Annotated in this window: 13 protein-coding genes; 10 read left to right on the plus strand and 3 right to left on the minus strand. The window is 64.9% G+C overall.

Features of this window, described 5'->3' with window-relative positions; translation table 11 throughout:
• Nucleotides 1-18: 18 nt before the first annotated feature.
• A complete protein-coding gene (locus tag QHC78_RS17830) occupies nucleotides 19-1,815 on the plus strand; it encodes an acyl-CoA dehydrogenase (RefSeq protein ID WP_319746943.1) in 1,797 nt (598 codons plus the stop codon).
• Between the two features lie 56 nt (nucleotides 1,816-1,871).
• On the opposite strand, the gene QHC78_RS17835 is transcribed toward QHC78_RS17830, so the two are convergent.
• A complete protein-coding gene (locus QHC78_RS17835; protein WP_319746944.1) occupies nucleotides 1,872-2,489 on the minus strand; it encodes an RBBP9/YdeN family alpha/beta hydrolase in 618 nt (205 codons plus the stop codon).
• Nucleotides 2,490-2,714: 225 nt separating this feature from the next.
• On the opposite strand from QHC78_RS17835, the gene QHC78_RS17840 reads away from it, so the two are divergent.
• The 9 genes from QHC78_RS17840 to QHC78_RS17880 all read left to right on the plus strand — a co-directional run bounded on the left by QHC78_RS17840 (nucleotide 2,715) and on the right by QHC78_RS17880 (nucleotide 11,046).
• Nucleotides 2,715-3,359: a peroxiredoxin gene (locus tag QHC78_RS17840; RefSeq protein ID WP_319746946.1), complete on the plus strand. Its 645-nt coding sequence runs from the start codon at nucleotides 2,715-2,717 to the stop codon at nucleotides 3,357-3,359.
• A gap of 87 nt (nucleotides 3,360-3,446) precedes the next feature.
• Nucleotides 3,447-3,854: a DoxX family protein gene (locus tag QHC78_RS17845; RefSeq protein WP_319746948.1), complete on the plus strand. Its 408-nt coding sequence runs from the start codon at nucleotides 3,447-3,449 to the stop codon at nucleotides 3,852-3,854.
• Between the two features lie 275 nt (nucleotides 3,855-4,129).
• Nucleotides 4,130-5,152, plus strand: coding sequence for a sulfate ABC transporter substrate-binding protein (locus QHC78_RS17850; protein ID WP_319746950.1), 1,023 nt, complete (start codon nucleotides 4,130-4,132; stop codon nucleotides 5,150-5,152).
• Between the two features lie 44 nt (nucleotides 5,153-5,196).
• Complete coding sequence (gene cysT, locus QHC78_RS17855) at nucleotides 5,197-6,081, plus strand: sulfate ABC transporter permease subunit CysT (protein ID WP_319746952.1); 885 nt, start codon at nucleotides 5,197-5,199, stop codon at nucleotides 6,079-6,081.
• Entirely contained in the window at nucleotides 6,078-6,977 is a 900-nt protein-coding gene (gene cysW, locus QHC78_RS17860) for a sulfate ABC transporter permease subunit CysW (RefSeq protein ID WP_319746954.1), read from the plus strand. The genes cysT and cysW overlap by 4 nt, the downstream gene beginning before the upstream one ends.
• Before the next feature lie 22 nt (nucleotides 6,978-6,999).
• Complete coding sequence (locus QHC78_RS17865; protein WP_319746956.1) at nucleotides 7,000-8,058, plus strand: sulfate/molybdate ABC transporter ATP-binding protein; 1,059 nt, start codon at nucleotides 7,000-7,002, stop codon at nucleotides 8,056-8,058.
• 3 nt (nucleotides 8,059-8,061) lie between these two features.
• The gene (locus QHC78_RS17870; RefSeq protein WP_319746958.1) at nucleotides 8,062-8,805 is read left to right on the plus strand and encodes a phosphoadenylyl-sulfate reductase; all 744 of its coding nucleotides are present in this window, start codon (nucleotides 8,062-8,064) and stop codon (nucleotides 8,803-8,805) included.
• Between the two features lie 10 nt (nucleotides 8,806-8,815).
• Nucleotides 8,816-9,730: a sulfate adenylyltransferase subunit CysD gene (cysD, locus tag QHC78_RS17875; protein ID WP_319746960.1), complete on the plus strand. Its 915-nt coding sequence runs from the start codon at nucleotides 8,816-8,818 to the stop codon at nucleotides 9,728-9,730.
• On the plus strand, nucleotides 9,730-11,046 hold the full coding sequence (locus QHC78_RS17880) for a sulfate adenylyltransferase subunit 1 (protein ID WP_319746961.1): 1,317 nt from the start codon (nucleotides 9,730-9,732) through the stop codon (nucleotides 11,044-11,046). The genes cysD and QHC78_RS17880 overlap by 1 nt, the downstream gene beginning before the upstream one ends.
• A gap of 56 nt (nucleotides 11,047-11,102) precedes the next feature.
• Here QHC78_RS17880 and QHC78_RS17885 read toward each other — a convergent pair whose 3' ends face one another.
• Entirely contained in the window at nucleotides 11,103-11,549 is a 447-nt protein-coding gene (locus tag QHC78_RS17885) for a YbaN family protein (protein ID WP_319746963.1), read from the minus strand.
• Between the two features lie 33 nt (nucleotides 11,550-11,582).
• On the minus strand, nucleotides 11,583-13,718 hold the full coding sequence (locus tag QHC78_RS17890; protein ID WP_319746965.1) for an ATP-dependent helicase: 2,136 nt from the start codon (nucleotides 13,716-13,718) through the stop codon (nucleotides 11,583-11,585).
• Nucleotides 13,719-13,735: the final 17 nt, after the last annotated feature.

The raw sequence follows: 13,735 nt of genomic DNA on the forward strand, positions 1-13,735 counted from the left end.
ACCTGGTTGGAGGTTTGCATGGCTTACGTGGCTCCATTGCGTGACATCCGGTTCGTGCTCGACGAACTGGCCGGCCTGGACAAAGTGCAGCAGCTGCCCGGTTGCGAGGAAATCGGGCGCGAGGTCGTCGATGCGGTGCTGGAGGAGAATGCCCGGCTGCTCGAAGAGGTCGTGGCGCCGCTCAATCGCCGCGGCGACCTGGAGCCGCCCGCCTGGCGCGACGGCGTGGTCACCGTGACTCCCGGCTTTGGGGAAGCGTTCCGCAGTTTCGTCCAGGGCGGCTGGCAAGGCTTGCAGCACCCCGTTGCCTTCGGCGGCCAGGGACTGCCCAAGCTGGTGGCCACCCCCTGCATGGAAAACCTGAACGCGGCCTGCCTGGCATTCGCGCTGTGTCCTTTGCTGACCGATGGCGCCATTGAAGTCCTGCTGACCGCCGGTACCGAAGAGCAGAAACGGCGGTTCATTCCGCCCATGATCGATGGTTCCTGGACGGGAACCATGAATCTTACCGAGCCACAGGCCGGATCCGACCTCTCGCTGGTGCGCACCCGGGCGGTGCCCCAGGAAGACGGCACCTACCGCCTGTACGGACAGAAAATCTTCATTACGTATGGCGAGCATGACATGGCGCAGAACATCGTGCACATGGTGCTGGCTCGCCTGCCGGATGCGCCGGAGGGCGTGAAAGGGCTGTCGCTGTTCGCCGTGCCCAAGTTCCTCGTCAACGAGGACGGCTCGCTGGGCAAGCGTAACGATGTCTGGTGCGCGTCCATCGAACACAAGCTGGGCATCAAGGCCAGTCCGACCGCCGTGCTGATGTATGGCGACGGCAAGGGGGAGGTTGGCGAGGGCGCGATCGGCTATCTGGTGGGAGACGCCCACCGTGGCCTGGAAACCATGTTCATCATGATGAACGCGGCGCGCTTTGCTGTCGGGCTGCAGGGCGTCGCGATAGCCGGACGCGCCTATCGCCAGGCCGCGGACTATGCCAGGGAGCGGGTCCAGAGCCGGGCGGTGGTGGGGGCTAGCGGTCCCGTCGCCATCGTCCATCACCCCGATGTGCGCCGCATGCTGCTAACCATGCGCACCTTGACCGAGGCGGCACGTGCCATTGCCTACGTCGCAGCGGGCGCGCACGACTTTGCCGCGCGTCACCCCGATGCCGACACACGGCGCCGCAACATGGCTTTCTATGAATACATGGTGCCCATCGTCAAGGGCTTCTCTACCGAGGTCGCGATCGAGGTCGCCTCGTTGGGCATACAGGTGCATGGCGGAATGGGGTTCATCGAAGAAACCGGGGTCGCCCAGCATTACCGCGATGCACGCATCTTGTCGATCTACGAGGGCACGACAGCCATCCAGGCCAACGATCTGGTGGGACGCAAGACGGCCCGCGATGGCGCAGCGGTAGCCTTCGCGATCATGGGCCATATGCGCCAGACGCTGGCGGACCTGGACGCGGACGGTTCCCTGGAGGCTATGCGCGGCCAGCTCGCCCATGCGATAGACGCCTACGAGGACGTGGTGCGTTTCGTGGTGGAACGCTACCGTGAGGCGCTGCCGGAGGTCTACGCCGGCAGCGTGCCGTATCTCATGCTGGCAGGATTCACGCATGGGGGATGGCAGATGGCCCGGGCCGCGCTGGCGTGCCGTCGCCGGATCGCCAAAGGAGAGGTCGACGCGTTCTACCCGGCTAAGCTGGCGTCGGCGCAGTTCTATTGCGCCCATCTCCTGCCGCGCGTGGAGGCCCTGCGGCGCGAGATTCTCGAGGGCGGCCCCAGCACCCTGGCAATGCCGGTCGACGCGTTCTGACGCGGCGCTGCTGCCCGGCGGTCAGCGCTGGCGGCGCGCGCGGCGTTTTTGCCGGGTCAGGACGCCGGCCGGTGATGGGACTTGGTCGAGGACGGCGGCAGCGGCGGCGTGCGGCACGGGGCGACGGGAATCCGCCAATGAGCGCGGCGTCGCAAGGCCGCCAGCAGCTTCAAGCCTTGGGGCCATTCGCCGTAGCCCGATTCCGCGTTGATATGCCCGCCATCCTCGACTTGCTCGAAGCGGCTGCCCCATGCCTCGGCAAATGCGCGGGCGCGGGCCACCGAGCAATAGGGGTCGTCGGTGCTGGCCACGACCACGCTCGGGAAGGGCAAGGTTTGCATGGGTACCGGGCAGAACGAGCGCAGCTCGGCCGGCGTGCCGCGCTGCTCCACGTCGGCCGGTGCGACCAGCAGAGCGCCGGCAACTCTTTCCCGTATGCGCAGCGGTAAATGGCATACCGTGATGCAGCCCAGGCTATGGGCGATCAGCAGCGGCGGCCGCGACGCTGTTTCTATGGCGGCGGCGAGGGCCGCGGTCCAGTCATGCAGGTCGGGCGATGCCCAGTTGCGCTGCTGCACGCGCACGGCACGCGGCAGGCATGCCTGCCACCGGCTTTGCCAGTGGCCGGGACCGGAATTGTTCCAACCAGGGACGATCAAGGGTTGCAGTCGCATGAGCGCATCATGGCCACGTTCTTCATGACTGGGAACGAAGAATTTGGCTTTTGTTAATAACGCCAGTTTTGATGGCAGCGCCGCCGCGGGCGGAACGGCTTATGCTTGAAAATAAGTATTACGCCCGGGTTTATGGTGGAAAGCTATAAAGATATGTGCAAACATTTGTTCCCGCTTCCCCGGCGGCCCGCCAGAATTCTTTCTTTGAAAACGTAGGAGACCGACATGGCCGCATTGCGACTGGGCGACACTGCTCCCGATTTCGAACAGGATTCCTCCATCGGACGCATCCGTTTCTACGATTACCTCGGCGACAGCTGGGGCGTGCTGTTCTCGCACCCGGCGGACTTCACGCCGGTATGCACGACCGAACTGGGCTATACGGCGAAACTGGCGGATGAGTTCGCCAAACGCAACGTCAAAGTGCTGGCCTTGTCCGTCGATCCGGCCGATTCGCACCAGAAGTGGATAGGCGACATCAACGAGACGCAGGCTTGCTCGGTGAATTTCCCTATCATTGCCGACGCCGACCGCAAGGTGGCCACGCTCTACGACATGATCCATCCCAACGCCAGCGCCACGGCCACGGTGCGCTCGGTGTTCATCATCGATCCTGCGAAGAAGGTGCGCCTCATCATCACCTATCCGGCCAGCACCGGGCGCAACTTCGACGAGATCCTGCGGGTGATCGATTCGCTGCAGCTGACCGACAACTACAGTGTTGCCACGCCGGTGAACTGGAAGGATGGCGACGACGTCATCATCGTTCCAGCTTTGCAGGATCCCGAGGAGCTCAAGCAGAAATTCCCGAAGGGCTACAAAGCGGTACGTCCTTACCTGCGTATCACGCCCCAGCCCAACAAGGAGTAGGCGGCGCTCCGGCATGGCAAAGGGTGGTGCCTGCGTCACGGACATGTGCTGTAATGCGGGCCGTCATCCTCGATCAATAGGAAAGCCATGCTTCAGACCGCCGACGATCTCGGTAAGCTCCTGCTGCGCGTCTCCATCGGGGTGCTCATGCTTATGCATGGCATCCCGAAGGTGATAGGCGGCATCGGTTTTGTCCAAAGCCTGCTCGCTTCGCATGGATTACCCGCCTTTCTCGGGTATTTCGTCTATGTGGGCGAGGTCGTGGCGCCCATCCTGCTGCTGGTAGGCATCTACACCCGGCTGGCCGGGCTCATCGTCGCGATCAACATGGTGGTGGCGATCGCCTTGGCCCACGCCAACCAGATCTTCTCGGTGACCAAGAACGGCGCGTGGGCGCTGGAGCTGCAGGGCCTCTATCTGGCCGGCGGCCTGGTCATCGCCCTGATCGGGGCGGGCCGGTTCAGCGCCGGCGGGAAGGGCGGCCGGTTCAACTGATCCCTCAGTACGGCGCCGGGGCCGCTGGCGTCCGGCCGCTGTCCCTTCGGCGCCCTCTCGCCTCCCGCCTACTATGGCGGCCTCCATGTTGCGTCGCAAGAACGCACCGGGCCGCGCTTGGCCCGGCGGCGCAGCCGCCCGCTCGCATCGGAACATTTGTTCTGTACCGGGCGGCGTTTATACCGGTATGGAATAAGTAACCATCGAAGATGTCGTTCCCAAACAGCGGCGTCTGACCCACCATTCACCTTCCTTCAAACTCGACGGGGTGTCGAATGGCGTGGGTGTGGGGAAGAAAGCTCGGTATCGTCTTGCTGGCGCTCGCCGCGACCGCCGGGCCTGTTGCTGCGCAGCAAAAGCAGATACTGCTGAACGTTTCGTACGATCCTACGCGCGAGCTCTACAAGGATCTGGACAAGGCCTTTGCGGCCGAGTACATGAAAAAGGCCGGCGTGGCGCTCACCATTCGCCAGTCGCATGGCGGCTCCGGCGCCCAGGCCCGTTCGGTGATCGACGGGCTGGATGCCGACGTGGTAACCCTGGCGCTGGCCTACGACATCGACGCCCTGCATGAGCGGGGCAATCTGCTTCCTGCCGATTGGCAGAAGCGCCTGCCGCACAATAGCGCGCCCTATACGTCCACGATCGTGTTCCTGGTCCGCAAGGGCAATCCCAAAGGCATCAAGGATTGGAACGACCTGGTCAAGCCCGGCGTCGCGGTCATCACTCCCAATCCCAAGACGTCAGGTGGCGCGCGCTGGAATTACCTGGCGGCGTGGGCGTATGCGCTCAAGCAGCCGGGTGGCAGCGAGGCCAGGGCGCGGGAGTTCATCGCCGCGCTGTTCAAGAACGTGCCGGTGCTCGATAGCGGCGCCCGCGGCGCGACCACGACGTTCGTCGAGCGCGGCCAGGGCGACGTGCTGCTGGCCTGGGAGAACGAGGCGCTGCTTTCGCTGAAAGAACTCGGCCCGGACAGGTTCGACATCGTCGTGCCGTCGCTGTCCATCCTGTGCGAGCCGCCGGTTGCCGTGGTGGACAAGAACGTGGACAAGAAAGGGACGCGTCAGGCGGCCCAGGCCTATCTGGAGTATCTGTACACCAGGCAGGCGCAGGAAATCATCGCCCGCAACTACTACCGCCCGCGCGATCCCGAGGTTGCCGCCAAGTATGCCTCGGTCTTTCCCAAGGTCAACCTGATCACGATCGACGAGGTGTTCGGCGGATGGCAGAAGGCGCAGAAGACCCACTTCGACGACGGTGGAACCTTCGACCAGCTCTATCAGCCGGGCAGGCGTTGATCTTCTGCCTGCCGTCCCCCGCGTTCATGGAAATCCTGTAGCAGATGTCCTCTTCTTCCATCCTTGCAACCCTCGCGCCGGCTGGCCCGAGGCGGCGCGCGCATCGCTTCGGTGTGCTGCCGGGTTTCGGCCTGAGCATGGGGTTCACGGTGTTCTACCTTAGCCTGATTGTGCTGGTGCCGCTATCGACGCTGTTTTTCAAGAGCGCGACGCTTGACTGGCAGGCCTTCTGGGCAACGGTGACGGCGCCGCGCGTGCTTGCCTCGTATCGGCTGACCTTCGGCGCGGCCTTGCTTGCGGCGCTGGTCAACCTGGTGTTCGGGCTGGCCGTGGCATGGACCCTGGTGCGCTATGAGTTCCGCGGCAAGAAAATCGTGGACGCGTTGGTGGACCTGCCGTTCGCGCTGCCTACGGCCGTCGCCGGCATCTCGCTGACCGCGCTGTATGCCTCCAATGGATGGATGGGAAGCTGGCTGGAGCCGCTAGGCATCAAGGTCGCGTACACGCCGGTAGGCGTGGTGGTGGCCCTCGTCTTCATCGGCCTGCCGTTCGTCGTGCGCACGGTGCAGCCGGTGCTCGAGGATGCCGAGCGGGAGCTGGAAGAGGCTGCCGCCAGCCTCGGCGCCAGCCGTTGGCAGACATTCGTCAAGGTGTTGCTGCCCACCATCATGCCGGCGCTGCTGACCGGCTTCGCGCTGGCTTTTGCGCGCGCGGTGGGCGAGTACGGATCGGTCGTGTTCATCGCCGGCAATATGCCCATGATTTCGGAGATCACGCCGCTGCTGATCATTACCAAGCTCGAGCAATACGACTACGCCGGCGCCGCGTCGATCGCACTGGTCATGTTGGCCCTGGCGTTCGTGTTGCTACTGGTCATCAATCTGCTGCAGTGGTGGCAGGCCCGCCGCGCGGGGAGCAAGGCAATATGAGCGCAACCCCCCGTCCTGCGCACCTGGATGAACCGCCGTGGGTACGGCGCCTGCTGCTGGCCATCTCGCTGGGCTTTCTCGCGCTTTTCCTGATAATGCCGCTGGCAGCCGTATTCTCGGAAGCGCTCAAGAAAGGCTGGGCCTTGTACCTCGAGGCCCTGGTCGAGCCGGACGCTGTTGCCGCCATCCGGCTGACCCTGATCGTTGCAGCCATCGCCGTGCCGCTGAATCTCGTGCTGGGCGTTGCGGCGGCATGGGCCATCACGAAATTCCGCTTCCGCGGCAAGCAAGTCCTGGTGACGCTCATCGACTTGCCCTTTTCGGTGTCGCCGGTGGTGGCCGGCCTGATCTACGTCCTGCTGTTCGGCACCCATGGCTGGCTCGGGCCATGGCTGCAGGCGCACGACATGAAGGTTGTCTATGCGGTGCCGGGCGTGGTGCTGGCCACGCTGTTCGTGACCTTTCCCTTCGTGGCCCGCGAGCTGATCCCGCTGATGCAGGCACAAGGCAGCGACGAGGAGCAGGCGGCGCTCACGCTGGGGGCCTCGGGCTGGAAGATATTCTGGCGGGTCACGATGCCCAACATAAAATGGGGCCTGCTTTACGGGGTCATCCTGTGCAATGCGCGCGCCATGGGCGAGTTCGGGGCGGTTTCGGTAGTGTCCGGCCACATAAGGGGCTTGACCAATACCATCCCGCTGCATGTGGAGATTCTCTACAACGAGTACGCCTACCAGGCCTCGTTCGCCGTAGCGTCCGTGCTTGCCCTGCTGGCACTGGCCACCCTGATCCTCAAGAGCCTGGTCGAATGGCATGGCGCCAAGCCGGCCGAGGCTGCGGTTCTTGCCCCCGAATTTTCCGGCGCCGCGCCGCTGCAACTGAAGGCGGCCGGTTGACCGCCCTCACGGAACGAAAGACATGAGTATCGAAGTTCGCAATCTCTCCAAGCGTTTCGGGAGCTTCCAGGCTCTCAAGGACGTGTCCCTGCACATCGAGTCGGGCGAGCTGGTCGCACTGCTGGGCCCTTCGGGCTGCGGCAAGACGACCCTGCTGCGCATCATCGCGGGGCTGGAAACGCCGGACGAAGGCAGCGTGTATTTTTCTGGCGAGGACGCTACCGACGTGCACGTGCGCGAGCGCCAGGTCGGCTTCGTGTTCCAGCATTACGCGCTGTTCCGGCACATGACCGTGTTCGAGAACGTGGCATTCGGCCTGCGTGTCAGGCCGCGCGGCCAGCGGCCCTCGGAAGCCCAGATCAAGGAGAAGGTCCATCAGTTGCTGAACCTGGTGCAACTCGATTGGCTGGCCGACCGCTATCCCTCGCAGTTGTCCGGCGGCCAGCGCCAGCGCATCGCGCTCGCCCGGGCGCTGGCGGTCGAGCCCCGCGTATTGCTGCTGGACGAGCCTTTCGGCGCGCTCGATGCCAAGGTGCGCAAGGAATTGCGCCGCTGGCTGCGGCGCCTGCATGACGAGCTGCACGTGGCCAGCGTATTCGTGACCCACGACCAGGAAGAAGCTCTGGAAGTCGCCGACCGCGTCGTGCTGATGAACGCGGGACGTATCGAGCAGGTCGGCACGCCGACCGAAGTCTGGGAACGGCCGGCCACGCCGTTCGTCTACGGCTTCCTGGGCGACGTCAACCAGTTCCACGGCAAGGCTCATGCGGGCGTGCTGCAGGCCGAGGGCCTGACGATCCGGTCGCCCGAGCTGGCCAATGCGCAGCATGCCAATGCCACCGCCTACGTGCGCCCCCACGAATTCGATGTGCAGCGTTACAGCGATGGCGACATCGGGCTCGTGACCACCTTCAACCGGGCTTACCTGGCCGGACCGAGCGCGTACCTGGAGCTGACCCGCCAGGGGTCGGACCAGCCTATCGAAGTCGAGCTTCCGGCGGAAGTCTTCCGCCAGCTCGACCTCAAGACTGGCGAAGCGCTCGTCGTCAAGCCCCGCAACGCCCAAGTTTTCCTGACCTGAACCATGATGCCTGCTACCGCCTCCACTTCTTCCTCCCTGTCTGCACGCTGGACGGATTTGCTGGATCGCCTCGAGGCCATCGGCCGCGCGCATGGCGATGTTGCGCTGGCGTCGTCGCTGGCCGCCGAAGACATGGTGCTGACGCACGCCGTGTTCGAGCGGAACTTGCCGATCCAGATCTTTACCCTGGACACTGGCCGGCTCAATCCCGAAACCTTGGCCATGGTGGACCGCATCGCCGAGCGCTACGACCGCTCCATCCAGGTTGTGAGGCCTGATCCGGAAGCTGTCGAACAGTACGTGACGGCCCATGGCATGAACGCCTTTTACGAAAGCGTCGAGCTGCGCAAGGCTTGCTGCGAGATACGCAAGGTCGAGCCGCTAAGGCGCGTCCTGGCAGGGCGCAGCGCCTGGATCACCGGGCAGCGGCGGGAGCAGGCCGTCACGCGGGGCGAGCTGCCGCTCGACGAGCATGATCCGGTATTCGGGCTGCATAAGTACAACCCGCTAGCTCTCTGGACCCAGGAAGACGTGTGGGGGACGATCCGCGCGCTGGACATTCCCTACAACCCCTTGCACGACCGCGGCTATCCCTCGATAGGCTGCGAGCCCTGTACCCGCGCCATCCGCCCCGGCGAAGACGTGCGCGCCGGCCGCTGGTGGTGGGAATCGTCCGACTCCAAGGAGTGCGGACTGCATGCCGGCAATCTTTCGACCATTCCGGTCTCTGTCGTTACAACCAAGTAATCGCTGAATCATGTCCGCTATCTTGAACACCACGCGCAGCCACCTGGATTGGCTGGAATCGGAAGCTATCTTCATCATGCGCGAAGTCGCGGCCGAATGCGCCCGGCCGGTGCTGCTGTTTTCCGGCGGCAAGGATTCGTGCGTGCTGCTCAGGCTGGCGGAAAAGGCCTTTCGGCCCGGGAAGTTCCCGTTCCCGCTGATGCATATCGATACTGGCCACAATTTCGACGAGGTCATTGCCTTCCGCGATGCACGCGCCGCCGAACTGGGCGAAGAGCTGATCGTGCGCAGCGTGGAGGACTCCATCAAGCGCGGCTCCGTGGTCCTGCGCAAGGAAACCGATTCCCGCAACGCCGCGCAGGCGGTCACGCTGCTGGAAGCCATCGAAGAATTCGGTTTCGATGCGTGCATAGGCGGCGCCCGCCGCGACGAGGAAAAGGCCCGGGCCAAGGAACGCATCTTCTCGTTCCGGGACGAATTCGGCCAATGGAACCCCAAGGCGCAGCGGCCGGAGTTGTGGAATCTCTATAACACCCGGGTGCATCCAGGCGAGAACATGCGCGTGTTCCCGATTTCGAACTGGACCGAGCTGGACGTCTGGCAGTACATCGCCCGCGAGAACCTCGCGCTGCCGTCGATCTACTACGCCCACCAGCGCGACGTGGTGCGCCGCAAGGGCCTGCTCGTGCCCGTGACGCCGCTCACGCCGCCCCAGGAGGGCGAGCAAGTGGAGAACCTGACCGTGCGGTTCCGCACGGTGGGCGACATCTCCTGCACCTGCCCGGTAGCCTCCGATGCGGCCGACCCGATGGCCATCATCGCCGAGACCGCGGTGACCGACATCACCGAACGCGGCGCCACCCGCATGGATGACCAGACCTCGGAAGCTTCGATGGAGCGCCGCAAGAAGGAAGGATATTTCTGATGAACGCGATGACCGATCCCGCATTCTTTTCCGCGACCGACAACGGCGTGCTGCGGCTGATCACGGCCGGTTCCGTCGACGACGGCAAGTCCACGCTGATCGGCCGCCTGCTCTACGACAGCAAGGGCATATTTGCCGACCAGCTCGATGCGATCTCGCGTGCCAAGTACAAGCGTACGGTGGGCGACACGATCGATCTGTCGCTGCTTACCGACGGTCTGGAGGCAGAACGCGAGCAAGGCATCACCATCGACGTGGCCTACCGGTACTTTTCCACGCCCGCGCGCAAGTTCATCATTGCCGACGCGCCCGGCCACGAACAGTACACGCGCAACATGGTGACCGGAGCCTCCACCGCCGACGTCGCCGTCATCCTCATCGATGCCACGCGGGTGGTGGACGGGCAATTGCTCACCCAGACCAAGCGGCACAGTACCTTGGCGCACCTGCTCGGCATCCGGCATATCGTGGTGGCCGTCAACAAGATGGACCTGGTGGAATGGAGCCAACCGGTATTCGAGCGTATCCGTGATGCCTATGCGGCGCTGGCCTCCAAGGTCGGGATCCAGCAGTTCCACATTCTTCCGTTGTCGGCGCTGACCGGCGACAACGTCGTCGGCAAGTCGGCCCGCACGCCGTGGTACGAAGGGCCGGCCCTGCTCCAACTGCTCGAAACCCTGCAGGCAGGCAGCGATGCAGCCGGCAAGCCCTTGCGGTTTCCGGTCCAGATGGTGGCCCGCCATGGCGGCGACCGGGCCGATGATTTCCGTGGATACATGGGGCAATTGGCGAGCGGCTCGGTCCGGGTGGGAGACCGGGTCCTGATCCAGCCGTCCGGGGTTCCCGCCAGCGTCAAGTCGCTGGTCGTCTACGGCGGACAAGTGGAACAGGCGGTGGCTGGCGACTCCGTGACCATCGTGCTGAACGAGGACGTGGACGCGTCGCGAGGCGACGTGCTGGTGCACGAATCGGCGCCCGCCACGGTCGTCCGCGAGTTCGAGGCCGAGCTGTGCTGGCTGGACACCCAGGCGCTCAATCCGGCGCGCAAGTATCTGCTTAAGCACGGCACGCGGCTCACCACCGCCAAGATCAAGGCGCTGCTGACGCGGCGCGACATCCACGAGCTGGAAGAAGTGGAAACCGCCGGTACGCCGTTCGCGATGAATGACATCGGGCGCGTGCTCGTGGCCACGCGTGACGCATTGGCCCTGGACCGCTACGACGACCTTCCTGCTACGGGAGCTTTCATCCTTATCGACGAGGCGACCCATCAGACGGCAGCCGCCGGCATGATCAGGGTCGCGGCGGAGCGCTGAGACCGCCCGGCCGAACGGCCGCATCGCGACCCGGGCTACGGATGCGACGCCGGTCCTTATACGGGGCGGTCATCGCCTCCGCCCGGGTCCGCCGTCGGCCGTGGACCCCGGCCGGGCTCCGGACGCAGCCATAGCCAGACCGCGACCGTCAGCATGATGCCGCTCGCCAGCGCGGCAATCCAGAGAGGTACCGGTGCAATGAACAGCACCGCGGCGCAGAATGCCATGGTGATGGCGGCGCTCCACTTCGTGCGGCGGCTGATCGAGCGGTCGGTGTTCCAGTTGCGGAGCATGGGACCGAACACCGGATGGCCTTCGAGCCAGGCCAGCAGCCGTGGGGAACCGCGCGCCGCGAGCCAGGCCGCCATCAGGATGAAGATCGTCGTCGGCAGCCCGGGCACGAAGATGCCGATGACGCCCAAGGCCAGGCACAGCAAGGCGGCCAGCAGTATCAGGCCACGCATGACGGCGTTGGGGTGGGGCGAGGGCGGTCGTTCCTGCATGGTTGGGATGGGCGCTGGACCCGGCTCATTGTTTCATGAGCGACTCGGCCCGTCATCGGACGGCAGCCACTTGGCGAACAGCCGTTTGGGCATTGCCGGCGATATCCACCATTTCCTTTGCACGTTATCCCACTGCGCGCCCAACTGCTTGGCCGCGTCCTTTTCGCTGTACGGCACGGTCAGGTAGAGGCGGCCCGGTGGCACGGGCGCAGCAGGGCGCGCCCGGGCTCCGGCCCGTGCCGAGTCCAGATCCAGCGCCCGGATGAAGTGGCTCTCATGAGCGGCGGGCGTATAGAGGAATAGTTTGTCGCTGGTCCGCGTCATGGCGACGTAGAACAACCGGCGTTCTTCGCCCGGGTCGGCGTAAGACTGCGGGAATTCGCCATCCACGACAAAGGGCATGTGCACGAAGCGCCATTCCTTGCCCTTGGCCGCGCGCGCCGTCGTCAGCGTGAGCGGATGCCGGTTCTTCCGGAAGGCCCCGCTGCGGCGCTGCGCCTGGTGCAATCGTTCGAGCAAGCCGGCGGCATCCAGGCCTGTGGACCTCGCATACGCAATGAACCCGTCGATGGAGCGGGCAACCGCGAGGGCGTCGACCCGGTGCACGAACAGGCGCCGGGTCGTATCCGCCAACCGCAGTTCGCGCGCGGCGAAGGCCAGCAGTTCGCCTGCCGGCAGAGCTGCTACCTGTTCGATCAAGTGGTCGCAGACCTGGGCGAAGCGCGCACGCCACCGCCGCGTGGCAGGATCGACGGTTTCTTGCGCTTCGGAGGTGCGGCTCAGGCGGCCGCTGTAGAAGTAGCGGATCGTCTCGGGAGTGACCGCGATCGTACGCTCTGCGTCGGCCCACTCGCTTTCCGTGTACGACAGGGCTGCGAACAGGCCCAGCGCCCGAAGAATGGCTTGTACCTCGGCCCGCTCGCTCACGGGCGCCATGGACTGCCGCGCGATATGCAGGATGCCTCGCAGCATCAGGATCTCGATACGGTCGAAATAGCTTTGGCAGCCGTCCATCGCATAGGGAATTCCATGCTCGATGAATGCATTCTCCAGCGCGATGCTTTGGTGCGCGTCGCGCAAGACGACTGCGCAATCAGCCAGGCCGCGACCGGACCGGTCCTCGCGTATCCGCGCCAGCGCTTCCACCAGTTTGCCGCAGCAATCATCCGGCGACGCGGCGTCGTAGCGAATGACCTCCACATCGGTATCGTCCTGCCTGCCCGATTGGAACGGCTGGGCAGTCAGCGCCTGGGCGCAGGCGCCGAGCGTTGCCCCGCAACGGAAGGAGCAGGTCAGCGGCAGGCGGCGCGTCCCCGGAAACAGCTGTTCGAAGGCGGTGCCCATGTAGCGGGGGTCCGCCCCGTTCCATGAATGGACGACCTGTTCCTTGTCGCCGGCGGCGATGATTCGGGTGTCCGGGCCGGCCAGCCTGCGGAGCAAGGCGATCTGGGCGGCGTTGGCGTCGTGCCATTCGTCGGCCACGATCAACGCCGGAGAGGGCAGCGATACGTATTCGCCTATTTGTTCGCACACGCTCAAGACGTCGGTGACCAGGTCGTGTTCGCTCTGGAAGGCGAAATGTCCGGCGTCGATCCGGCGCATGCGTTCATAAGTGCGGCAGATGGACACCAGCCCGCGCGGCAAGTCGAGGCTGTCTGCCAGTTCCGCATCCGAGGCGTCTTCGAACCGGGCCAGCGTCAATGTCCCTTTGAGCCGCGACAACTGGTTGATGACGATTTCGGCGTGGAGGTTGTTCAGGTCGTACCCATAGTCGCCATCGGCCCGCGGGTCGGCCGCGGCTTCCTCGATGGCTTCGAGCACGTAGGGCCGCATGGCTTCGGCATTGGCCAGATACACCTGGGCGCCTTCGATGATGCCCTGTTCCCGCCATCGTGCCAGCAGCGAGCGCGCGAAGTCGGCATACGTGGCGACACGGACGTTGCGGGACGCCCCGGCCTCGGCCAGCCGCCGCTGAAAGACCTGCCGCGCGGCATCGGTGAAAACCAGCGCCAGGATTTCGTCCGGCGGGGTGCCCTGGCGTTCCCGGTAGGCCACGCAGTGGGCGAGCGTGGTCGTCTTGCCCGAGCCCGCGACGGCATCCACCAGCAGGAACCGGGCGGTCTGCGCGACGATCTGCCGTTGTTCGGGGGTCAGCAATAGGGAACTCATGGGCGCAGTGTAAAGCA

Source organism: Pigmentiphaga sp. (assembly GCF_033795525.1).
GTDB lineage: Bacteria > Pseudomonadota > Gammaproteobacteria > Burkholderiales > Burkholderiaceae_B > Pigmentiphaga.

What these genes read in the sequence shown, in the direction of transcription:
- cysW (WP_319746954.1), top strand. Translation starts at nt 6,078, where the DNA reads ATGAGCGCAACCCCCCGTCCTGCGCACCTGGATGAACCGCCGTGGGTA.
- QHC78_RS17870 (WP_319746958.1), top strand. Translation starts at nt 8,062, where the DNA reads ATGATGCCTGCTACCGCCTCCACTTCTTCCTCCCTGTCTGCACGCTGG.
- cysT (WP_319746952.1), top strand. Translation starts at nt 5,197, where the DNA reads ATGTCCTCTTCTTCCATCCTTGCAACCCTCGCGCCGGCTGGCCCGAGG.
- QHC78_RS17880 (WP_319746961.1), top strand. Translation starts at nt 9,730, where the DNA reads ATGAACGCGATGACCGATCCCGCATTCTTTTCCGCGACCGACAACGGC.
- QHC78_RS17835 (WP_319746944.1), bottom strand. Translation starts at nt 2,489, where the DNA reads ATGCGACTGCAACCCTTGATCGTCCCTGGTTGGAACAATTCCGGTCCC.
- QHC78_RS17885 (WP_319746963.1), bottom strand. Translation starts at nt 11,549, where the DNA reads ATGCAGGAACGACCGCCCTCGCCCCACCCCAACGCCGTCATGCGTGGC.
- QHC78_RS17830 (WP_319746943.1), top strand. Translation starts at nt 19, where the DNA reads ATGGCTTACGTGGCTCCATTGCGTGACATCCGGTTCGTGCTCGACGAA.
- cysD (WP_319746960.1), top strand. Translation starts at nt 8,816, where the DNA reads ATGTCCGCTATCTTGAACACCACGCGCAGCCACCTGGATTGGCTGGAA.
- QHC78_RS17890 (WP_319746965.1), bottom strand. Translation starts at nt 13,718, where the DNA reads ATGAGTTCCCTATTGCTGACCCCCGAACAACGGCAGATCGTCGCGCAG.
- QHC78_RS17850 (WP_319746950.1), top strand. Translation starts at nt 4,130, where the DNA reads ATGGCGTGGGTGTGGGGAAGAAAGCTCGGTATCGTCTTGCTGGCGCTC.
- QHC78_RS17865 (WP_319746956.1), top strand. Translation starts at nt 7,000, where the DNA reads ATGAGTATCGAAGTTCGCAATCTCTCCAAGCGTTTCGGGAGCTTCCAG.
- QHC78_RS17845 (WP_319746948.1), top strand. Translation starts at nt 3,447, where the DNA reads ATGCTTCAGACCGCCGACGATCTCGGTAAGCTCCTGCTGCGCGTCTCC.
- QHC78_RS17840 (WP_319746946.1), top strand. Translation starts at nt 2,715, where the DNA reads ATGGCCGCATTGCGACTGGGCGACACTGCTCCCGATTTCGAACAGGAT.